Annotated in this window: 19 protein-coding genes; 6 read left to right on the forward strand and 13 right to left on the reverse strand. The window is 61.7% G+C overall.

What is annotated here, in order from left to right:
- Window positions 1–12: 12 nt before the first annotated feature.
- The 8 genes from ACIOMR_RS11560 to ACIOMR_RS11595 form a co-directional block, all read right to left on the reverse strand.
- Complete coding sequence (locus ACIOMR_RS11560) at window positions 13–663, reverse strand: M23 family metallopeptidase (RefSeq protein WP_008439474.1); 651 nt, start codon at window positions 661–663, stop codon at window positions 13–15.
- Window positions 664–899: 236 nt separating this feature from the next.
- Complete coding sequence (locus ACIOMR_RS11565) at window positions 900–1,799, reverse strand: response regulator (protein WP_003213389.1); 900 nt, start codon at window positions 1,797–1,799, stop codon at window positions 900–902.
- Between the two features lie 124 nt (window positions 1,800–1,923).
- Window positions 1,924–2,685, reverse strand: a complete 762-nt coding sequence (gene phoU / locus ACIOMR_RS11570) for a phosphate signaling complex protein PhoU (RefSeq protein WP_003213392.1) — start codon at window positions 2,683–2,685, stop codon at window positions 1,924–1,926.
- Between the two features lie 72 nt (window positions 2,686–2,757).
- Window positions 2,758–3,591: a phosphate ABC transporter ATP-binding protein PstB gene (pstB, locus tag ACIOMR_RS11575; RefSeq protein WP_003213395.1), complete on the reverse strand. Its 834-nt coding sequence runs from the start codon at window positions 3,589–3,591 to the stop codon at window positions 2,758–2,760.
- Window positions 3,592–3,730: 139 nt separating this feature from the next.
- A complete protein-coding gene (pstA, locus tag ACIOMR_RS11580) occupies window positions 3,731–5,401 on the reverse strand; it encodes a phosphate ABC transporter permease PstA (protein ID WP_008439475.1) in 1,671 nt (556 codons plus the stop codon).
- 15 nt (window positions 5,402–5,416) lie between these two features.
- Window positions 5,417–7,450 carry an ABC transporter permease subunit gene (locus ACIOMR_RS11585; RefSeq protein ID WP_173406109.1) on the reverse strand — a complete coding sequence of 678 codons (2,034 nt, stop codon included), beginning with the start codon at window positions 7,448–7,450 and terminating at the stop codon, window positions 5,417–5,419.
- A gap of 430 nt (window positions 7,451–7,880) precedes the next feature.
- The gene (locus ACIOMR_RS11590; protein WP_003213401.1) at window positions 7,881–8,870 is read right to left on the reverse strand and encodes a phosphate ABC transporter substrate-binding protein PstS; all 990 of its coding nucleotides are present in this window, start codon (window positions 8,868–8,870) and stop codon (window positions 7,881–7,883) included.
- Window positions 8,871–9,199: 329 nt separating this feature from the next.
- On the reverse strand, window positions 9,200–10,489 hold the full coding sequence (locus ACIOMR_RS11595) for an MFS transporter (protein ID WP_003213403.1): 1,290 nt from the start codon (window positions 10,487–10,489) through the stop codon (window positions 9,200–9,202).
- A 457-nt stretch (window positions 10,490–10,946) separates the two neighbouring features.
- Here ACIOMR_RS11595 and ACIOMR_RS11600 point away from each other — a divergent pair, with 457 nt between their 5' ends.
- Window positions 10,947–11,351 (forward strand): acyl-CoA thioesterase, encoded by a 405-nt coding sequence (locus tag ACIOMR_RS11600; RefSeq protein ID WP_003176975.1) that lies wholly within the window; start codon window positions 10,947–10,949, stop codon window positions 11,349–11,351.
- Window positions 11,352–11,409: 58 nt separating this feature from the next.
- Window positions 11,410–12,309 carry a D-hexose-6-phosphate mutarotase gene (locus ACIOMR_RS11605; protein WP_401194174.1) on the forward strand — a complete coding sequence of 300 codons (900 nt, stop codon included), beginning with the start codon at window positions 11,410–11,412 and terminating at the stop codon, window positions 12,307–12,309.
- A 120-nt stretch (window positions 12,310–12,429) separates the two neighbouring features.
- Here the strand turns inward: ACIOMR_RS11605 and ACIOMR_RS11610 are convergent, their stop codons facing one another.
- The 5 genes from ACIOMR_RS11610 to ACIOMR_RS11630 all read right to left on the reverse strand — a co-directional run bounded on the left by ACIOMR_RS11610 (window position 12,430) and on the right by ACIOMR_RS11630 (window position 16,221).
- Window positions 12,430–12,963, reverse strand: a complete 534-nt coding sequence (locus tag ACIOMR_RS11610; protein ID WP_023659290.1) for a DUF3299 domain-containing protein — start codon at window positions 12,961–12,963, stop codon at window positions 12,430–12,432.
- Window positions 12,964–13,041: 78 nt separating this feature from the next.
- On the reverse strand, window positions 13,042–13,287 hold the full coding sequence (locus ACIOMR_RS11615; RefSeq protein WP_003213408.1) for a GlsB/YeaQ/YmgE family stress response membrane protein: 246 nt from the start codon (window positions 13,285–13,287) through the stop codon (window positions 13,042–13,044).
- 103 nt (window positions 13,288–13,390) lie between these two features.
- Window positions 13,391–14,476, reverse strand: coding sequence for a 5-(carboxyamino)imidazole ribonucleotide synthase (locus ACIOMR_RS11620; RefSeq protein ID WP_178902827.1), 1,086 nt, complete (start codon window positions 14,474–14,476; stop codon window positions 13,391–13,393).
- A gap of 12 nt (window positions 14,477–14,488) precedes the next feature.
- A complete protein-coding gene (purE, locus tag ACIOMR_RS11625) occupies window positions 14,489–14,980 on the reverse strand; it encodes a 5-(carboxyamino)imidazole ribonucleotide mutase (protein ID WP_003213411.1) in 492 nt (163 codons plus the stop codon).
- A gap of 332 nt (window positions 14,981–15,312) precedes the next feature.
- A complete protein-coding gene (locus ACIOMR_RS11630) occupies window positions 15,313–16,221 on the reverse strand; it encodes a LysR substrate-binding domain-containing protein (protein ID WP_003213413.1) in 909 nt (302 codons plus the stop codon).
- Between the two features lie 181 nt (window positions 16,222–16,402).
- Here ACIOMR_RS11630 and aspA point away from each other — a divergent pair, with 181 nt between their 5' ends.
- The 4 genes from aspA (at window position 16,403) to ACIOMR_RS11650 (ending at window position 21,769) form a co-directional block, all read left to right on the forward strand.
- Window positions 16,403–17,827, forward strand: a complete 1,425-nt coding sequence (aspA, locus tag ACIOMR_RS11635) for an aspartate ammonia-lyase (protein ID WP_003213415.1) — start codon at window positions 16,403–16,405, stop codon at window positions 17,825–17,827.
- 392 nt (window positions 17,828–18,219) lie between these two features.
- Window positions 18,220–19,671 (forward strand): sodium:alanine symporter family protein, encoded by a 1,452-nt coding sequence (locus tag ACIOMR_RS11640; RefSeq protein WP_003213417.1) that lies wholly within the window; start codon window positions 18,220–18,222, stop codon window positions 19,669–19,671.
- 77 nt (window positions 19,672–19,748) lie between these two features.
- Window positions 19,749–20,726 (forward strand): asparaginase, encoded by a 978-nt coding sequence (locus ACIOMR_RS11645; RefSeq protein ID WP_087694602.1) that lies wholly within the window; start codon window positions 19,749–19,751, stop codon window positions 20,724–20,726.
- Window positions 20,727–20,776: 50 nt separating this feature from the next.
- Entirely contained in the window at window positions 20,777–21,769 is a 993-nt protein-coding gene (locus ACIOMR_RS11650; protein WP_003213421.1) for an AraC family transcriptional regulator, read from the forward strand.
- The last annotated feature ends 25 nt before the right edge of the window (window positions 21,770–21,794 follow it).

Genomic DNA, 21,794 nt, shown 5'->3' on the forward strand with positions numbered 1-21,794 from the left:
CCTACAAAAGCCTTACCGCGTGCCCAGCGCAAAGTTGGGCAACGCCTGCACCGGCTGGTTGAATTCATAGGGAATCGACACCAGCCCCGACGCCGTCGTGCGCTGCACCACAAAATGCAGATGCGGCCCGCTGCTGTTACCGGTATTGCCCGACAACGCCAGCGGGCTGCCCACCGCCACTCGCTGCCCTTCCCTGACGCTGACCGACCCTTGCTTGAGGTGCAGGTACACGCCTTGCGTGCCGTCATCGTGCTGCACCCGCACGAAATTGCCCGATGGATCGCTGCCGCGCCCGCTCTGCTCGTTCTCGGTTTTCAGTACGACACCGCCACGTGCCGCGATGATTGGCGTGCCTTCAGGCATGGCAATGTCCATCGCATAACGGCTTTTGAGCTCAGAGTGGCTGAAGGTACCGTTGGGGCCTTGGGTGAGACGGAACGGCCCGCCACGCCAGGGCAAGGGATAACGATAGGAAGCGGGTTGCGACGGATATACAGGCTTGGGAATCACCCGCTCCTGATACACAAACGCCTGCGCCCCGGGCGTGTACCGGTCGCTGAAGACCACAGCGCCGTCGGCGTCGATGGATTTGTAGAGGGTCATGGACATCGCCGGCATGACAACGGCGAACAGTCCACACAACAACAGTGAGCGCACGAGCATCGGGTTGGCCTGCCAGGGACGACTGAATGGCAGGCTAACAAGGGATCATGACAGTGCTATGTGAACCAAACACTAACCCTGTGGCGAGGGGGCTTGTCCCCCGTTGGGCTGCGCAGCGGCCCCAGTAGAGTTATCGCGCAGGGTCAGGCAGAACTCAATTACAGGGTTTGGGGCCGCTACGCAGCCCAACGGGGGACAAGCCCCCTCGCCACAGGTTTTTTGGAGACCCCATCAAGTCACGCACCCGGCACAAAATGCTTCTGTGCGGTCCCGCGGGCGATCAGCCGCGAAATGTAGTCAAGCTTCTGCGCATCCTGGTCGATAAACCGGAAGGTCAGTTGCAGCCAGTCACTGTCGGGCTTGGGCTCGTAGGCCACCACGGCATGCAGGTAGCCATTCAGACGCGCCACTTCAGCGTTCTCACCCTGCTCCAGGTCGAGCACGGCGCTTTCCAGTACCTGAGGCAGGATTTCACCACGACGCACCACCAGCAGCGCCTCCTTGATGCTCAGGGCCTTGATCACACACTGCTGGGTGCCACTGGACAAGCGCAACTGGCCCTGGCCACGACCGCTGGCAGGCGACGCTGCCGCAGCCACCTGCACCGGCGGGCTGTTGAGCAGGCCTTTGCTGGGCGCCGCCACCGGGGCCGGCTTGACTGCGTCAGGCTTGCCACCAGTGAGGGCGCTGAGGGAATCGTTACCGAACGCCGAGTTCATCTTGGTCGGTGCGCTGGCGATCAGCGCGTCGAGGCGGCCAATCTTGTTCAGTGCCTGCTTGACCTTGTTCAGCAACTGCTCGTTGGTGAATGGCTTGCTGACGTAGCCGGAAACCCCGGCCTGGATCGCCTGCACCACGTTTTCCTTGTCGCCACGGCTGGTCACCATGACGAAAGGCATGGCTTTGAGATGAGGCTGTTCACGGCACCAGGTCAACAGTTCCAGGCCGGACATTTCCGGCATTTCCCAGTCGCACAGCACCATGTCGAAGGTTTCGCGCATCAGGATGGCCTGGGCCTTTTTGCCGTTCACCGCATCTTCGATCTTGATCCCCGGGAAGTAGTTACGCAGGCACTTCTTCACCAGGTCGCGAATAAACGAGGCGTCATCCACCACCAATACACTGACTTTGCTCATCGACCCTTCATCCTATAAAAACCCCGGCAAGCATAACGCTTCGCTGATGGCGTTTTGCCAAAAATTCCAACACCACAAACGAAAACGCCCGACCAAAGGCCGGGCGTTTATTTCTCGGGCAATCTTACTTATCGTCAGGAACGCCCGGAACATTAGGGATTTGATCGGTCGTACCTTCAACTTCTGCTTTCATCCGCTTGAGGCCCATGTGCCGCACGTCAGTACCCCGCACCAGGTAAATCACCAGTTCCGAGATGTTGCGTGCGTGGTCGCCGATGCGTTCCAGCGAACGCAGTACCCAGATGATGCTCAGTACCCGCGAGATAGAGCGCGGGTCTTCCATCATGTAGGTCGCCAGTTCGCGCAGCGCCGTCTTGTATTCGCGGTCGATGGTCTTGTCGTATTGGGCCACCGACAACGCCAGCTCGGCGTCGAAACGGGCAAACGCGTCGAGGGCGTCGCGAACCATGTTGCGCACCTGGTCACCGATGTGGCGCACTTCGACATAACCACGCGGCGCTTCGCCTTCCTCACACAACTGGATGGCGCGGCGGGCGATCTTGGTGGCTTCGTCACCGATGCGCTCCAGGTCGATCACCGACTTGGAGATGCTGATGATCAAACGCAGGTCGGACGCCGCCGGCTGACGACGGGCCAGGATGCGCAGGCATTCTTCGTCGATGTTGCGTTCCATCTGGTTGATCTGGTCATCGATCTCGCGCACTTGCTGGGCCAGGCCCGAGTCGGCCTCGATCAGCGCGGTGACGGCGTCGTTGACTTGCTTCTCCACCAGCCCGCCCATGGCCAGGAGGTGGCTGCGCACCTCCTCAAGCTCGGCGTTGAACTGCGCGGAGATGTGATGGGTAAGGCCTTCTTTGCTAATCATGTTGGCGTCCTTGGAACGTCCAGTAAGGTGCGGTCGACCGCAGCATCAGTTCAGTGAGCAACCAGCCACCTGCTAGCCGTAGCGACCGGTGATGTAGTCTTCGGTCTGCTTCTTCGCCGGGTTGGTGAACAGGGTATCGGTGTCGCCAAATTCCACCAGCTTGCCCATGTACATGAACGCGGTGTAGTCGGAAACCCGCGCCGCCTGTTGCATGTTGTGGGTCACGATGACGATGGTGAACTTGGATTTGAGTTCGTAGATCAGCTCTTCGACTTTCAACGTGGAGATGGGGTCGAGTGCCGAGCACGGTTCATCGAGCAGCAGCACTTCCGGCTCCACGGCGATGGTGCGGGCGATCACCAGACGTTGCTGCTGGCCGCCGGACAAACCGAGGGCCGACTCGTGCAGGCGGTCCTTGACCTCGTCCCACAGCGCCGCGCCTTTCAGTGCCCACTCAACGGCTTCGTCGAGGACGCGCTTTTTGTTGATGCCCTGGATGCGCAGGCCGTAGACCACGTTTTCGTAGATGGTCTTGGGAAACGGGTTGGGCTTCTGGAACACCATGCCCACCCGGCGCCGCAGCTCGGCCACGTCTTCGCCCTTGCGGTAGATGTTGGTGCCGTACAGGTTGATCGCGCCCTCGACGCGGCAGCCGTCCACCAGATCGTTCATCCGGTTGAAGGTGCGCAGCAGGGTCGACTTGCCGCAACCGGACGGGCCGATGAAGGCGGTCACGCGCTGCTTCGGAATGTTCATGCTGACGTCGTACAGCGCCTGCTTGTCGCCGTAGTACAGGCTCAGGCCCGGGACTTCGATGGCCACGGTTTCCTGGGCCAGGCTCAGGCTCTGCTTGTCGCGACCCAGGGCTGACATGTTGATGCCGTGGGAATGGGTTTCATGTTGCATGGGATGCTCCCTGTGCTACCAATTCGTTTTGTGGGAGCGGGCTTGCTCGCGAAGGCGTCAGGTCAGTTGACCCATGTATGACTGATACACCGCATTCGCGAGCAAGCCCGCTCCCACATTTAGTCCGCGTTCACTTCAATTAACTGTCCAGCGCTTTGTATTTTTCGCGCAGGTGGTTACGAATCCACACCGCCGACAAGTTGAGCGTGGCGATCACCAGCACCAGCAGTAAGGCGGTGGCGTACACCAGCGGCCGCGCGGCTTCGACGTTGGGGCTCTGGAAGCCGACGTCATAGATATGGAAGCCCAGGTGCATGATCTTCTGGTCCAGGTGCAGGTACGGGTAGTTGCCGTCCACCGGCAGTGACGGCGCCAGTTTCACCACACCCACCAGCATCAGCGGCGCCACTTCACCCGCGGCGCGGGCCACGGCGAGGATCATGCCGGTCATCATCGCCGGGCTGGCCATCGGCAGCACGATCTTCCACAGCGTTTCCGCCTTGGTCGCGCCCAGTGCCAGAGAACCTTCACGTACGGTGCGAGGAATCCGCGCCAGGCCTTCTTCAGTGGCCACGATCACCACCGGTACCGCCAGCAGCGCCAGGGTCAGGGATGCCCAGAGCAGGCCAGGCGTACCAAAGGTCGGTGCTGGCAAGGCCTCGGCGAAGAACAGCCGGTCAACCGAGCCGCCCAGTACGTACACAAAGAAGCCAAGGCCGAATACGCCGTAAACGATGGCGGGTACACCGGCCAGGTTGTTCACCGCGATGCGGATGATCCGCGTCAGGGTGTTCTGCTTGGCGTATTCACGCAGGTACACCGCCGCCAGCACGCCGAACGGGGTCACGATCATCGCCATGATCAGGGTCATCATCACGGTGCCGAAGATCGCCGGGAAAATCCCGCCTTCGGTGTTGGCCTCCCGTGGATCGTCGCTGAGGAATTCCCAGACCTTGCTGAAGTAGAAACCAACCTTGGTCATGTAGCCCATGGCGTTCGGCTGGTAAGCGTGCACCACCTTGCCAATGCCGATTTCGATTTCTTTGCCGTTGGCATCGCGGGCGGTCAGGCTGTCGCGGTTGAACTGGGTGTGCAGGTCGGCCAGGCGGGCTTCGATATCCTTGTAGCGGTTGTTCAGTTCGGCGCGGCCGCTGTCCATGTCGGCCTGGGCGGTGGCGTCCAGCTTGCCTTCCAGCTCCAGTTTGCGACCGTGCAGGCGGATGCGTTCGAGGCCGGCGTTGATGGCGCCGATGTCGGACTTCTCGAGGGTCTTGAGCTGGGCCGCGAGCTTGTTGACGCGGTCTACGCGGGCTTGCAGTTCCGGCCAGGCCGCCTCGCCTTCGGCGATCACCTTGCCGTCCTGCTTGACGTTGACCAGGGTGCCGTAGAAGTTGCCCCACTCACGACGCTCGATGGCCATCAACTCGACCGGCTTGGTCTGGTTGGTCAGCCACTCGCCGACGATCCAGGTGAAGTCATTGCCGTTCAAGTCACGGTTGCCGACCTTGATCAGCTCGCGGGTCATGAACTCCGGGCCTTGGTCCGGCACCGGCAAGCCAGCGCTTTTCAGGCGCTCGCGGGGCACTTCTTCTTTCTGCACCACTTCGCCGACGACGATGTGATTTTCCTGGCCCGGCACGTTGTAGTTGGCCTGGATCAGGTCGGCCGGCCAGAAGTGGCCCAGGCCACGCACGGCAATCACGGCCAGCAAACCAATGGTCATGATGACCGCAATGGACACCGCGCCACCGCTGATCCAGACGCCCGGGGCGCCGCTCTTGAACCATCCATTCAGGGAGTTCTGTTTCACAGACTTCTACCTTTCTTAAAGCGACGAGTATTTCTTGCGCAGACGCTGACGAATCAGCTCGGCGAGGGTGTTCATGATGAAGGTGAACAGCAGCAGCACCAGCGCCGAGAGGAACAGCACGCGGTAGTGGCTGCCGCCGACTTCCGATTCGGGCATTTCCACCGCGACGTTGGCGGCCAGGGTGCGCAGGCCTTCAAACAGGTTCATCTCCATCACCGGCGTGTTGCCGGTGGCCATCAGCACGATCATGGTTTCACCGACCGCGCGGCCCATGCCGATCATCAGCGCCGAGAAGATGCCCGGGCTGGCGGTCAGGATCACGACGCGGGTCATGGTCTGCCATGGCGTGGCGCCCAGGGCCAGGGAGCCCAGGGTCAGGCCGCGCGGCACGCTGAACACGGCGTCTTCGGCGATGGAGTAGATGTTCGGGATCACCGCGAAACCCATGGCCAGGCCGACTACCAGGGCGTTGCGCTGGTCGTAGGTGATGCCCAGGTCGTGGGAGATCCACATGCGCATGTCGCCGCCGAAGAACCAGGTTTCCAGGTACGGGCTCATGTACAACGAGAGCCAGCCCACAAACAGGATCACCGGGATCAGGATCGCGCTTTCCCAGCCATCCGGGACCCGCAGGCGGATCGACTCAGGCAGGCGGCTGAAGACGAAGCCGGCCACCAGGATGCCAATCGGCAGCAGCATCAGCAGGCTGAAGATCCCCGGCAAATGCCCTTCGACATACGGCGCCAGGAACAGGCCGGCGAAGAAACCGAGGATCACCGTCGGCATCGCTTCCATCAACTCGATCACCGGCTTGACCTTGCGGCGCAGGCTCGGGGCCATGAAGTAAGCGGTGTAGATCGCAGCGGCAACGGCCAGTGGCGCGGCCAGCAGCATGGCGTAGAACGCGGCCTTCAGGGTACCGAAGGTCAGGGGCGCCAGGCTCATCTTGGGTTCGAAGTCGGTGTTGGCGGCGGTCGATTGCCAGACGTATTTAGGTTCGTCGTAGTTTTCGTACCAGACCTTGCTCCACAGCGCGCTCCAGGAAACTTCCGGGTGCGGGTTGTCCAGCAGCAGCGGTTGCAGCTTGCCGCCGGCCTCGACGATCACACGGTTGGCCCGTGGCGACATGCCGAAGATACCGTTGCCGTCGACCACCTGGTCCACCAGCAACGTACGGTGGGCAGTGCTGTGGAACACGCCGAACTTGCCGGAAGCGTCGAGGGCGGTGAAGCCTTTACGACGTTCTTCAGCAGTGATTTCAACGATAGGCGCGGTGCCCATCTGGAAGGTACGGATCTGCTTCAGGCGTTGTTCGCCGTCCGGGTCGCGGGCCATGAACCACTGCGCCAGGCCACCGCTGGAGTTACCGATGATCAGCGAGATGCCGCCCACCAGTTGGGTGCTGGCCGTGACTTGCGCCACGCCGTCTTCCAATAATTTGTAGCGACCGTTGAGGCTCTTGTCCCGCAGGCTGAAAACGTCGGCCTGGGCGCGACCGTTGATCACGTACAGCCACTGCTGGCGCGGATCAACGAAGATGGCTTTGACCGGCTCGGTCATTTGCGGCAGCTCGATGCGTTTCTGCTCGGTGGTGACTTCCTCGGTCATCATGTTTTCTTCACGGCTGATGGACAGCACGTTCAGATGGGCACCACTGGAACCAGCCACCACCAGCGTCGAGTCGGTCGCATTCAAGGCGACATGCTCAAGGGAGCGGCCCTGTTCGTCGAGGACGATCGGTGTTTCGCCGTAAGGGTATTCGACGGCGGGCGAGATGGTCTTCTTGCCGTCCGGGTACGACACTTTATAGGTGTGGCGGAACACCAGGGACTGGCCGTTGGACAGGCCGAGGATCACCAGCGGGCTGCCGGGCTGGTCTTCACCAATGGAGGCGACTGTCACGCCCGCCGGCAACGGCAGGTCAACGCGCTTGAGTTCGGCACCCGTGTCAACGTTGAAGAACAGCGCCTGGCCCTTGTCGGAAACCCGCATGGCGACCTGGTTCTGTTCTTCCATGGAGATCATCAGCGGCTTGCCGGCGTCCTGCAGCCAGGCAGGCGCGAGGGCCTCTTCCTTGGTCAGGTTGGCGCCGTGGAACAGCGGGGCGACCACGTAGGCGAGGAAGAAGAAGATCAAGGTGATCGCGCCCAGGACGGCGAGGCCGCCAATCAGCACGTACCAGCGGGTCAGGCGATCCTTGAGCGCGCGGATGCGGCGCTTGCGTTGCAGCTCAGGCGTATTGAAATCAATGCGCTTGGGGGGAGAAGTCGTCGTCATGGTGGAATTGGCCAGATCATTCATGCGCACACCCTAGCGATCCTGTATGACAAAAAGATGACAATGCAGTGACGCAAGAAATCCGCCGCGTAGCAGGGCTGGCAGCGGATTAAAAAATGGGAGGCGAGGTCCAGGTCTTACAGACCCCGCCCGGGCCTTGAACCGTGGGTAAACCGCGGTTCAAGGCAGGTTTACCGGCGGCTTATTTGCCACCTTCTTTCAGGCCCAGGTCAGCCAGTGCCTTGGCGGCAACTTTGGCTGGCAGCGGGATGTAGCCGTCTTTCACTACCACTTCCTGGCCCTGTTTGGACAGAACCAGCTTCACGAACTCGGCTTCCAGCGGGGCCAGAGGCTTGTTCGGGGCTTTGTTGACGTAGACGTAGAGGAAGCGCGACAGCGGGTATTTGCCGTTCAGGGCGTTTTCTTCGCTGTCTTCGATGAAGTCAGTGCTGCCTTTCTTGGCCAGGGCCACGGTTTTCACGCTGGCGGTTTTGTAACCGATGCCCGAGTAACCGATGCCGTTCAGCGAGGAGCTGATGGACTGCACAACCGACGCCGAACCAGGTTGTTCGTTCACGTTAGGCTTGTAGTCGCCTTTGCACAGGGCTTCTTCCTTGAAGTAGCCGTAGGTGCCGGATACCGAGTTGCGACCGAACAGTTGCACTGGCTTGTTGGCCAGGTCGCCGGTCACGCCCAGGTCGCCCCAGGTCTTGACGTCAGCCTTGGCACCGCACAGACGAGTCGAGGAGAAGATCGCGTCGACTTGTTCCATGGTCAGGTGCTGGATCGGGTTGTCCTTGTGCACGAACACGGCCAGGGCATCCACGGCAACCGGGATCGCGGTTGGCTTGTAGCCGTACTTCTGCTCGAAGGCAGCCAGTTCGGTGTCCTTCATCTTGCGGCTCATCGGGCCCAGGTTGGAGGTGCCTTCAGTCAGTGCAGGAGGTGCAGTGGCGGAGCCGGCGGCCTGAATCTGGATGTTGACGTTCGGGTATTCCTTTTTGTAACCCTCAGCCCACAGGGTCATCAGGTTTGCCAGGGTATCGGAACCAACGCTGGACAGGTTGCCCGACACACCAGTGGTCTTCACGTAAGCCGGAATCGCCGGGTCAACACCAGCGGCTACCGCGTTAGCGGTCGCAACGCCAGCAGCGACAAAAGTCATTGCCGCCATCAAACGTTTCAGTTTCATGCCTTGCTCCTAGCAGATAGGGATAGTTGGATCGGGGCCAAGTATCGGTAGGCCGTGTGAACACTCTATGTCTGGAATATGACAATTAGATGAAAGGCCAGCATTTATGAAAAAACTGACAGGAAGGAGAAACGCCAATAAATCCGGGGCTTGCGAGGAGGTTGGAGCGATTTCGTGGAAACAATCTGTAATCGTTGTAAGGCAAAATCTGTGGCGAGGGAGCTTGCTCCCGTTGGGTCGCGTAGCGGCCCCCAGAATGGAACTGCTGCGCAGTTCAACGGGAGCAAGCTCCCTCGCCACAAGGTTGTCCGGCAGTTTTCAAAAACGTGTCAGCGCCCGCGCTTCCACAGGTACCCACCCACCGCCATCCCCATCACACACAGGGCCGCCACGTAGTAAGCAGGGCCCATCGGGCTTTCCTTCATCAGCAGCGACACCGCTAACGGCGTCAGGCCACCGAATACGGCGTAGGCGACGTTGTAGGAGAACGACAAACCGCTGAAACGCACCACCGGCGGGAACGCTTTCACCATGACATAGGGCACCACGCCAATGGTGCCTACAAACAGGCCGGTCAAGGCGTACAGCGGGAACAGCCAGTCCGGGTGAGCCATCAGGCTGTGATAGAGCGTCCAGGACGTTGCCAGCAACAAGGCACAACCGATGATCAGCACGCGCCCGGCACCAAAACGGTCGGCCAGGGCGCCGGAAGCGATACACCCCAGGCTCAGGGTGACGATGGCCAGGCTATTGGCCTGCAGCGCCACCGTTGGGCTGAAGTGGTAGATCGTTTGCAGCACGGTCGGCGTCATCAGGATAACCACGACCACGCCGGCCGACAGCAGCCAGGTCAACAGCATCGACAGTACGATGGCGCCACGATGGTCACGCAACACCGCGCGCAACGGCAACTCGGCCGCCAGGGTCTTGCGCTGCTGCATCTCGGCGAAGATCGGGGTTTCGTGCAGCCAGCGACGCAGGTACACCGACAACAGGCCGAACACGCCACCCAGCAGGAACGGAATGCGCCAGGCGTAATCCGACACCTGTTCCGGGCTGTAGAGCGTGTTGATGGCGGTGGCCACCAGCGAACCCAACAGAATGCCGGCCGTCAGGCCGCTGGTCAGGGTGCCGCAGGCATAACCGATGTGACGGGGCGGCACGTGCTCGGACACGAACACCCACGCGCCCGGCACTTCACCGCCAATCGCCGCGCCCTGGATCACGCGCATCAGCAGCAACAGGATCGGCGCCCACAGGCCGATCTGCGCGTAGGTCGGCAGCAGGCCCATGATCAGGGTCGGCACGGCCATCATGAAGATGCTCAGGGTGAACATCTTCTTGCGCCCCAGCAGGTCGCCGAAGTGCGCCATGATGATCCCGCCCAGCGGCCGCGCCAGGTAGCCGGCGGCGAAGATGCCGAAGGTCTGCATCATGCGCAGCCATTCGGGCATGTCCGCCGGGAAGAACAGCTTCCCGACTACCGTCGCAAAAAATACGAAGATGATGAAGTCGTAGAACTCCAGCGCCCCGCCCAAGGCAGACAGCGACAGGGTTTTGTAGTCGTTGCGGGTCAGCGGGCGCGAAGGTTGCGCACTGCTTGCGGGCACGGAGGACATGGCAAGGCTTCTCTTATAGTAGTCAGGACGGCAAGCCCGGGACTTGCGGCAGGCTTGGCAAGATAGCAAATCGCTTGAAAAAGCACAGCGTTGAGCCGTTAACAGTTCAGATCCGCGAAATATTTCCGTAGCAGACGTGCAATTAATATGAGCAGGAGCACAGTTGCCGGAAAAAGCCGCGATACAGCGTCTATTTACCGACCAAATGAGCGTCGGGAGGTCGTCGTGGCGCCGACGGCTCGATATACTCGGCCCTTGCAAGCGCCAGACCCGCATCCTTGAGGGGCTGCTGTGCCAAAACGCCGTTGGTTATACACCAGCCGATTTGGCAGAGTTTCCCTTTAGTACGCCTTACGAGAAACGCATCGAGCGGTGTATGTTGGTGCTGAAACGTTTTTCCAGAAGACGGCTATCCACTTGAAATACCCATGAAGCGTCACGGGTCAGAGGCACCGGCATGATCGAACTCGAACAAGAAGATCCTATCCCGCAAGGCGATCTCGCCCTGCAAATCACCGCACTCCCGCGTGAGACCAACGGTTTCGGCGACATCTTCGGCGGCTGGCTGGTCGCGCAGATGGACCTGGCCGGCACCGCCATGGCGAGCAAGGTTGCCGGTGGCCGCGTAGCCACCGTGGCGATTGATCGCATGGCATTCCTGGTGCCCGTGGCCGTCGGCGCGCAGTTGTCCTTCTACACCCAAGCCCTGGAAATCGGCCGCAGCTCGATCCAGATGATGGTCGAAGTGTGGAGCGACGACCCGCTGTCCAGCGAATGGCGCAAGGTGACCGAGGCGGTGTTTGTGTTCGTTGCCATCGATGGCAGCGGCCGCACCCGCTCGGTTCCGTCGCGGGCGCGTTAAACATCGCGACGTTTTGACGGTCCATTGCCCCATTGTCTGCCATTGAGAGCGCGCGCCTATGTCTACGCCCAACGTTGAAACCGTAAAACTGGATGAGCTGAACGCTTGGCGCATCCGCCACAACGGCGCCGAATTGGTGGTGGCCCAGCAAGGCGCGCACATCGTGAGTTACCAGCGCACCGGCGAGAAGCCGCTGATCTGGCCCAACGATCAGGTGGTGTTCAAGAAAGGCAAAGGCATTCGTACCGGCGTGCCGGTGTGCTGGCCGTGGTTTGGTGTGTTCGACCGCAACCCGCAGAGCGTCAAGGCCATGTACCAGGGCGCCGAGCCGGCCGGTGCCCATGGTTTCGTGCGGACCGCTGACTGGACGTTGGCTGGCGTTGAGGCTGAAGGCACAGCGCTGAGGGTTGAGCTGGAACTGCCAGTGCCTGAAGGTGGCTTCCCGGGTTGGCCGCATCAGGTTGACCTGAAGATGAGCATCCTGCTGGATGATCAACTGCACATCCGCCTGACCAGCCACAACCACGGCGCCGAGACCGTCAGCCTCAGCCAGGCGCTGCACAGCTATTTTGCGGTCAGCGATGTACGCAACGTGCAGGTCGACGGCCTGGACGGGCGGGACTATATCGATACCGCCGACGGCTGGACCCAAAAGCAGCAATCCGGGCTGCTGCACTTCACCGCCGAGACCGACCGCATCTACCTCGACACCCCGGCTCAAGTGAACATCGTCGATAAAGACTGGCAGCGCCGCGTTCAGCTCACCAGCACAGGCTCGCGCTCGACGGTGATCTGGAACCCGTGGACCGAACGCGCCAAGGCCTTCAGCGACATGGCCGACGACGGCTGGCAGGGCATGTTGTGCATCGAGACCGCGAATGTGCTGGACGATGTGGTGACGCTGGCGCCAGGTGAAAGCCATACCCTGGGCGTGAGCATCAGCGGTATCGCCCTGTAACCCCAATCAAAAATGTGGGAGCGGGCTTGCTCGCGAATGCGGTGTTCCAGTTAGTGCATGTGCTGACTGACACACCGCATTCGCGAGCAAGCCCGCTCCCACATTAGGTTCTGCATCAGATCAGAGATCCGATTCCTTGACCGCCCGCACCTTCCCCGCATCCAACGCATACGCCGCATCGGCCAGGTCATTGTTGACCTTCTCCACCTTCAGCGTGCCCGTCACCCACAGCGGCGTGTAGATGTCATCCAGCTTCAAGCCCTTGGGATAACGCACCAGCACCAACTGGTTGGGCGGCGGTGGCGGCACGTGGATGCAGGCGCCCGGATAAGGCACCAGGAAGAACAGCGTGCTGCGGCCCTTGGCGTCGGTTTCCAGCGGCACGGGGTAGCCGCCAATGCGAATATTCTTGCCGTTCATGGCAGCCACCGTCTTGGTGGAATACATAACCGCCGGCAAACCCTTGCTCTGCTTCAGGCCACCCTTTGCGGTGAACGTGCCTTGGGCTTCCGGGGAGTTGTGGTCGATTTCCGGCATTTCTTCGAGGGCTTTCTGGTCCGACTTGGGCATCAGTTCCAGCCAGTCGGTTTCCGGCAGTTCGCCAGCGTGGGCCAACCCGGTGCATAGAAGAAGGGATAACAGGAGACGGCGCATGGAGAAGCTCGGCAAGGATTACAGTGCCGGCATTCTAGCCCTCTGCGCCTGCGCAGCGCAGAGGGCTTGGTCGCTAAATTACTTCTTTTTCAGCAGACCGTAGATCACCAGCAGCACCACGGCACCCACCAGCGCACCAATGAAGCCTGCGCCCTGGCCCGCCTGATAGATGCCCAGTGCCTGGCCACCATAAGTCGCAACCAGCGAACCGGCGATACCCAGCAGGATGGTCATGATCCAGCCCATGCTGTCGTCGCCTGGCTTCAGGAAACGCGCCAGCAGGCCGACGATCAAACCGATAAAGATGGTCCCAATGATACCCATGGCATTTCCCTCTGATTGAAGTGAATTCAGTCAAAGCCTAGTCAGACTTTGGCTTCCTGCAATCAGAGGGTGGCGGGTACCAATGGTTCCGCCCGGCCTTGGGTTATTGCTCGGCGATCAGCGCTTCGACCTTGAGGATCTGCGCTTGCAGCGTCGCGCGATCCTTGCAGCGCAGGTTGGCGTGGCCGACCTTGCGCCCGGCCTTGAACGCCTTGCCGTAGTGATGCAGATGGCAGTCATCAATCGCGATCACGCGATCAACCGGCGGCACCACGCCGATGAAGTTGAGCATGGCGCTCTCGCCGACTTTTGCCGTGGAGCCCAATGGCAAGCCCGCTACCGCCCGCAGGTGGTTTTCGAACTGGCTGCACTCGGCGCCTTCGGTGGTCCAGTGACCGGAGTTGTGCACGCGCGGGGCGATTTCGTTGGCCTTGAGGCCACCGTCGACTTCAAAGAACTCGAACGCCATCACGCCGACGTAATCCAGTTGCTTCAGCACACGGCTCGAATAATCTTCGGCCAGGGCTTGCAGCGGGTGATCGGTGCTGGCCACGGACAGCTTGAGGATGCCGCTGTCGTGGGTGTTGTGCACCAGCGGGTAGAAACGCGTTTCGCCATCGCGGGCACGCACGGCAATCAGCGAGACTTCACCGGTGAACGGCACGAAGCCTTCCAGCAGGCAGGCAACGCTGCCCAGTTCGGCGAAGGTACCGACCACGTCGGCGGCGGTGCGCAGGACTTTCTGGCCCTTGCCGTCGTAACCCAGGGTGCGGGTCTTCAACACGGCCGGCAGGCCGATGGAGGCGACTGCGGCGTCCAGGTCAGCCTGGGACTGGATGTCGGCGAAAGCCGGTATCGGGATGCCCAGGTCCTTGAACATGCTCTTCTCGAACCAGCGGTCACGCGCGATGCGCAAGGCTTCGGCGCTCGGGTATACCGGCACGAACTGCGACAGGAAGGCCACGGTTTCAGCCGGGACGCTTTCGAACTCGAAGGTCACCAGGTCGACTTCATCGGCCAGTTGGCGCAGGTGATCCGGGTCGCTGTAGTCCGCACGCAGGTGTTCACCCAGCGCAGCTGCGCAGGCATCTGGTGCCGGATCCAGGAAAGCGAAGTTCATCCCCAGCGGCGTACCCGCCAGGGCCAGCATGCGGCCCAGTTGGCCGCCACCGATTACACCGATTTTCATCAATCAACCACCTCAGGCAATGCGTGGGTCTGGATTGTCCAGGACGCTGTCTGTCTGCTCAGCACGGAATTTTTTCAGCGCCGCGTGGAACTGCGGGTGCTTGGCGCCGAGGATGCTGGCGGACAACAAGGCAGCGTTGATCGCGCCGGCCTTGCCGATCGCCAGGGTGGCCACCGGAATACCGGCGGGCATCTGCACGATGGACAACAGCGAATCCACGCCCGAGAGCATCGACGACTGCACCGGTACGCCCAGCACTGGCAGGTGAGTCTTGGCTGCACACATGCCTGGCAGGTGAGCTGCGCCGCCGGCACCGGCGATGATTACCTCGATGCCACGGGATTCTGCTTCATCGGCATACTGGAACAGCAAATCCGGAGTGCGGTGGGCGGAAACCACCTTCACTTCGTAGGGAATGCCGAGTTTTTCCAGCATATCGGCGGTGTGGCTAAGGGTGGACCAATCGGACTTGGAGCCCATGATCACGCCAACCAATGCACTCATCGTCGTGCCTCTTCTCTCTGGGCGCCCGCAGGCGCGTCAAAAAACAACAAGCCACGCGGGAAATCCAGCGTGGCTTGTTGTACGAATTAAGGCCGGTTGGACCGGCCGAAGGCCGCGCAGTATACCGTAATAACGCAGATAAACAGCCCCTGGAATGACCATCTGTCTTACACCTCAAACAGGCGGTTTTATTGACTTCCAGGTCAGCGAACACACCAGAAAACTAATGTGGGAGCGGGCTTGCTCGCGAATGCGGTGGATCAGCCACCGATGGGTTGACTGACACTACGCTTTCGCGAGCAAGCCCGCTCCCACATTTGATCTGTGTGGGCTCAGGTGTTCTGCGCCGCGCCGCCTTCCAGCTTGCGCCACAACAACCGCACGTTCGCCTTGCGCACCAACGCACAGCGATACAACCGGATCTCCAGCGGCACATGCCATTGCGGGCCGCCGCACACCACCAGCTCACCCCGGGCCAGCTCGGCGCGCACGCTCAACTGCGGCACCCAGGCAATGCCCAAGCCCTCAAGGGCCATGCTTTTCAGGCTGTCGGCCATGGCCGTTTCGTAAATCGTGGTAAAGCGCAGCGCCCGCTGGCGCAGCAGCAGGTTTACCGAGCGCCCCAGGAAAGCTCCGGCGCTGTAGGCCAGCAGCGGCACGCTGCCCTCGCCTTCCAGGTCGAACAGCGGCTTGCCGTCGGCATCGGCGGCGCACACCGGCAGCATCTCGGTGTTGCCCAGGTGCAGCGACGGGAAGATCTCCGGGTCCATCTGCATCGCCGCATCCGGGTCGTAGAACGCCAGCATCAAATCGCAACCGCCTTCACGCAGCGCATGCACGGCGTCGCCCACGTTGGTGGCGACCAACCGCGTGGCAATGTTCAGCCCTTCGTTGCGCAACTGCGCGATCCAGCGCGGGAAGAAACCCAGGGCCAGGGAGTGCGCCGCCGCCACTTGCATGACTTCACCCTGCCCGCCTTCCAGGTGATGCAGGTGGCGCAGCACCTCGCCGAGTTGCTCGACCACGGTCCGCGCGGTGACCAGGAACAACTGCCCCGCCGCCGTCAGTTCGACCGGCGTGCGCGAGCGATTGACCAGGGTCAGCCCCAGCGCCGCCTCCAGGCTGCGGATGCGCCGACTGAACGCCGGCTGGGTGACGAAGCGCCGCTCAGCCGCCTGGGAGAAGCTGCGGGTGGCAGCCAGGGCGCTAAAGTCTTCCAGCCATTTGCTTTCAAGGTTCATCACATCCTCCCGGGGCACGCACCATTTTGGCACACACGTCCGTCATGGTAACGGGGTCACACCGACATTATGCCGTTTATGCATAGGCCAGTGTTTAACAGCATTGGCCCAAAATCTCCTGCAAGCCTAGCATTCACAGCGTTCCGGCCTAGCCCGGGTCCATATCGAGATGATTTCCGTCATGTCCTCCGCTGCATCTTTCCGCACAGAAAAAGACCTGCTTGGCGTACTCGAAGTACCCGCTCAAGCGTATTACGGCATCCAGACCCTGCGAGCGGTGAACAACTTCCGTCTCTCGGGCGTTCCGATTTCGCATTACCCGAAATTGGTGGTCGGCCTGGCAATGGTCAAGCAGGCAGCTGCTGACGCCAACCGCGAGCTGGGCCAACTCAGCGAAGCCAAGCACGCTGCCATCAGCGAAGCCTGTGCCCGTCTGATCCGCGGCGATTTCCACGAAGAGTTCGTGGTGGACATGATTCAAGGCGGCGCTGGCACTTCAACCAACATGAATGCCAACGAAGTCATCGCCAACATCGCGCTGGAGGCCATGGGCCACAGCAAGGGCGAATACCAATACCTGCACCCCAACAACGACGTGAACATGGCGCAGTCGACCAACGACGCGTACCCGACCGCGATCCGCCTGGGTCTGCTGCTGGGCCACGACGCGCTGTTGGCCAGCCTCGACAGCCTGATCCAGGCGTTCGCTGCCAAGGGTGAAGAATTCAGCCACGTCCTGAAAATGGGCCGTACCCAGCTGCAAGACGCCGTGCCGATGACCCTCGGCCAGGAATTCCGTGCCTTCGCCACCACCCTCGGTGAAGACCTGGCCCGCCTGAAGACCCTGGCGCCTGAGCTGCTGACCGAAGTGAACCTGGGCGGCACCGCCATCGGTACCGGCATCAACGCCGACCCGCGTTACCAGGCCCTGGCCGTCCAGCGCCTGGCGACCATCAGCGGCCAGCCGCTGGTACCGGCTGCCGACCTGATCGAAGCCACCTCCGACATGGGCGCTTTCGTGCTGTTCTCCGGCATGCTCAAGCGTACCGCGGTGAAGCTGTCGAAGATCTGCAACGACCTGCGCCTGCTGTCCAGCGGCCCACGCACCGGCATCAACGAAATCAACCTGCCGGCGCGTCAGCCAGGCAGCTCGATCATGCCCGGCAAGGTCAACCCGGTGATCCCGGAAGCCGTGAACCAGGTGGCGTTCCAAATCATCGGTAACGATTTGGCGCTGACCATCGCGGCCGAAGGCGGCCAGCTGCAACTGAACGTGATGGAGCCGCTGATCGCCTACAAGATCTTCGACTCGATCCGCCTGCTGCAACGCGCCATGGACATGCTGCGCGAGCACTGCATCGTCGGCATCACTGCCAACGAAGCCCGCTGCCGCGAGCTGGTGGAACACTCCATCGGCCTGGTCACCGCGCTGAACCCGTACATCGGCTATGAAAACGCCACCCGCATCGCCCGTATCGCCCTTGAAAGCGGCCGCGGCGTGCTGGAACTGGTGCGCGAAGAAGGCTTGCTCGACGACGCCATGCTCGACGACATCCTGCGCCCCGAAAACATGATTGCCCCACGTTTGGTCCCCTTGAAGGCCTAAGCGTTTGTTGCACCGCTCACCAGGTTGAGGGACTAGACACCTCTCACCTTTTGAGGGCCTGAAGGCTCGTTCTTCAGGCCCTTTTTTTTGCCTCAAGGTTGTGAAATGACGCCAATAAAAACTCCAAGATCGCCCAACAAACCCGCCTTGCCCGTAACGCCTTGGCTGAAACCTTTAATCGCCTCGTGCAGACGGATCACCCACTCCTAGGTATAGTGCCGCCCCTCTTCGCGTCAGCGGTCGTCGGTAACGAGACCCTGGGAAGCGCGAAACCGCATGAATAACAACACCCGCAAAAGGATTGGGGTCGAAGCGTCGTGCACTGCCTGGTGCCGAGCGATGCGTCGGACCGTCCTGCGTTTGCCATTAGAAAAATCAGCGAGGAACACTCCATGCTAGAAGTCATCAACGACTTCCTCTCAGGGAAAGTATTGATCGTGCTCATTGTCGGGCTCGGTGGTTACTTCACGATCCGCTCGCGTTTCGTTCAGTTGCGTCACTTTTTCCACATGTTTTCGGTGTTTCGCGACAGCCTGAAAAGCAGCGCCGGCCAGCTCAGTTCGTTCCAGGCGCTGATGCTCAGCCTCGCCGGGCGCGTGGGTGCCGGCAACATCGCAGGCGTCGGCATTGCCGTGACCCTGGGTGGCCCGGGCGCCGTGTTCTGGATGTGGGTCACCGCACTGGTGGGCATGTCTTCGAGCTTTATCGAGTGCTCCCTCGGCCAACTGTACAAACGCACCGACGCTGAAGGCACCTACCGTGGTGGCCCGGCGTATTACATCCAGCACGGCCTGCACAAACGCTGGCTGGGCATGGTGATGGCGTTCCTGCTGCTGGTGACTTTCGGCTTCGCCTTCAATGGCCTGCAAGCCCACGCCGTCACCCACTCGCTGAACAATGCATTTGGCCTCGACACCACCTACACCGGCCTGGCCCTGGCGGTGCTGCTGGGCCTGGTGTTCATCGGCGGGATCAAGCGTATCGCCTCGATCGCCGACCTGCTGGTGCCGGTCAAGACCCTGGTCTACATCGCGGTGACCCTGTACGTGATCGTGCTGCAATTCGACCACGTGCCGGCCATGCTCGCGACCATCGTCAAGAGCGCTTTCGGCCTCGACCAGGCCTTCGGTGGCCTGGTGGGCAGCGCGATCATCATGGGTGTGAAACGCGGCGTGTTCGCCAACGAAGCCGGCCTGGGCAGTGCGCCTAACGTGGCGGCAGTCGCCTCGGTTGAACACCCGATCGCCCAAGGCGTGGTTCAGGCGTTCAGCGTGTTCCTCGACACCTTCGTCATCTGCACCTGCACCGCGCTGCTGATCCTGCTCTCGGGTTTCTACACCCCGGGCTTTGAAGGCGACGGCATTGCCCTGACCCAGAACTCCCTGGCGGCGGTGGTGGGTGACTGGGGCCGGATGTTCATCTCGGTGGCCCTGGCGTTGTTCGTGTTCACCTCGATCATGTACAACTACTACCTCGGCGAGAGCAACCTGCGCTTCATCGTGGGCGACAACCGCAAGGTGCTGATGGGCTACCGCGCGCTGGTGCTGGTGCTGATTTTCTGGGGTTCCATCGAGAACCTGAGCACCGTGTTTGCCTTCGCCGACATCACCATGACCATGCTGGCGTTCGTCAACCTGTTCGCCCTGGCGTTCCTGTTCAAGATCGCCATGCGCATCCTGAATGACTACGACGGCCAGCGTGCTGCGGGCATCAAGACCCCGGTGTTTGATTCCAGCAAGTTCCCGGACCTGGACCTGGACCGCAAGGCCTGGCCGGCAAATCCGGTGAAGCCTGAGCCAGCCGCTCAAGCGACCGCAGAACTGAACGCTCAAGCGCAACGCTAAACCTAGATAGATGACACGCCGCCCGGCCTTGGGCATGCTCTGGGCCCGGCGGCGTTTTTCGTTCAGGAGATTCTTCAATGCAACCAGCCAACAACGTCATGGTGCTCTACACCGGCGGCACCATCGGCATGCAGGCCAGCGCCAACGGCCTGGCCCCCGCTTCGGGGTTTGAAGCGCGCATGAGCGAAGCCCTCGCCCAACTGAATATGCCCGCCTGGCGCTTTCGGGAAATGTCCCCGCTGATCGACAGTGCGAACATGACCCCCGCCTATTGGCAGCGCCTGCGCGCCGCCGTGGTTGAGGCGGTGGACGAGGGTTGCGACGCCGTACTGGTGCTGCACGGCACCGACACCCTGGCCTACAGCGCCGCGGCCATGAGTTTCCAACTGCTGGGCCTGCCCGCGCCGGTGCTGTTTACCGGCTCGATGCTGCCGGCCGGTGTGCCCGACAGCGATGCCTGGGAAAACGTCAGCGGTGCGTTGGCAGCCCTGGGCCAAGGCCTGGCGCCTGGCGTGCAACTGTACTTCCACGGTGCACTGATGGCCCCGACCCGTTGCGCGAAAATCCGCAGTTTTGGTCGCCACCCGTTTGCCGCGTTGCAGCGTAACGGCGGCGTCGCCCAAGCCGAGTTGGTTCCGGCGGCGCTGCATTACCGCCAGGCCAAGGCGCTGGCCAATGTGGGTGTGCTGCCACTGGTGCCGGGCATCGCCGCCGCGCAATTGGACGCGTTGATCGACAGCGGCATCCAGGCGCTGGTGCTGGAATGCTTCGGCAGCGGCACCGGACCGAGCGACAACCCGCAGTTCCTCGCCAGCCTGCAGCGCGCGCAGGATAACGGCGTGGTCGTGGTGGCAATCACCCAATGCCATGAAGGCGGTGTGGAGCTGGACGTGTACGAAGCCGGCAGCCGCCTGCGGGGCGTCGGGGTGTTGTCGGGTGGCGGGATGACCCGTGAAGCCGCGTTCGGCAAGCTCAATGCGTTGATCGGCGCCGGGCTGGACACCGCCGAAATCCGCCGCCTGGTCGAACTCGACCTGTGCGGCGAACTGAGCTGACCGGCATATAACTTGCTCCTCTTCCAGCCATCCCCTGGCTGGAAGCACCCATGTTGCACTCCCACCTCACCACCCTCAATGCCGTCTCGTTGGTGCTCAATACCTTCAAGGCCGAAGGCCAACCCGCCGAGGCCTTGCTGGCCGGCAGCGGTATCTGCGCGGCGGACTTGAGCCGCGCCGACACCCGCATCACCACCAACCAGGAGATGCGCGTGTGCGCCAACGCCGTGGCCCTGCGCCGGGATATCGGCCTGGAGCTGGGCCGGCAAATGCACGTTTCTTCCTATGGCATGCTCGGTTACGCACTGCTCACCAGTGCCACCTTCGGTGACGCTTTGCGCCTGGCGCTGCGGTATCCGGCGCTGCTGGGAACACTTTTCGAGCTGGACCTTGAGGAAGACGGCACGCGCATCTGGTTCAGCGCCGCGGATTACCGGGAAAATCCGGCGCTGGAAACGTTCAACGTCGAACTCTGCCTGGCCTCGTTGAAGGTGATCTGCGACGACCTGCTGGGGCATGCCCTGCCGCTGCTGGGGGCGCGCTTTGAACACGACGCCCCGGATTACCGCGCACGGTACGCCGAAATCTTTGCCTGCCCGCTGCAATTCGGCGCCATCGCCAACGCGTTTGCCTTCGACCGAAGCTGGCTGGACCAGCCCCTGCCATTAGCCGACGCCGTCACCCACCAGGCCATGGCCGAGCGCTGCCGCAAGCAAAACACCGAGTTCACCGGGCGCCAGGCCTGGCTGGGCAAGATTCGCCACCTGCTCGCCAGCCAACTCAGCGCCGCGCCGGGCCTCGACGGCCTGGCCGAGCAGATGAACTGCTCCCCGCGCACGCTACGCCGGCACCTGCATGACTTGGGCTGCAGCTATCAGGAGTTGCTGGACGAGCTACGCTTCGAGCGGGCCAAGCGATTGCTGGGCGAGGATGAGCTGCCCATTTACCGAATTGCCGAGGCGCTGGGCTTCAGCGAAACCGCGAGTTTCCGTCACGCCTTTGTCCGCTGGAGCGGCGTCGCACCCAGCCAGTTCCGCCCCTGAAGCCACTTGCTGGGGCACGGCCGCG

It is taken from the genome of Pseudomonas sp. NPDC087814, from assembly GCF_044742865.1.
Classification (GTDB): domain Bacteria; phylum Pseudomonadota; class Gammaproteobacteria; order Pseudomonadales; family Pseudomonadaceae; genus Aquipseudomonas.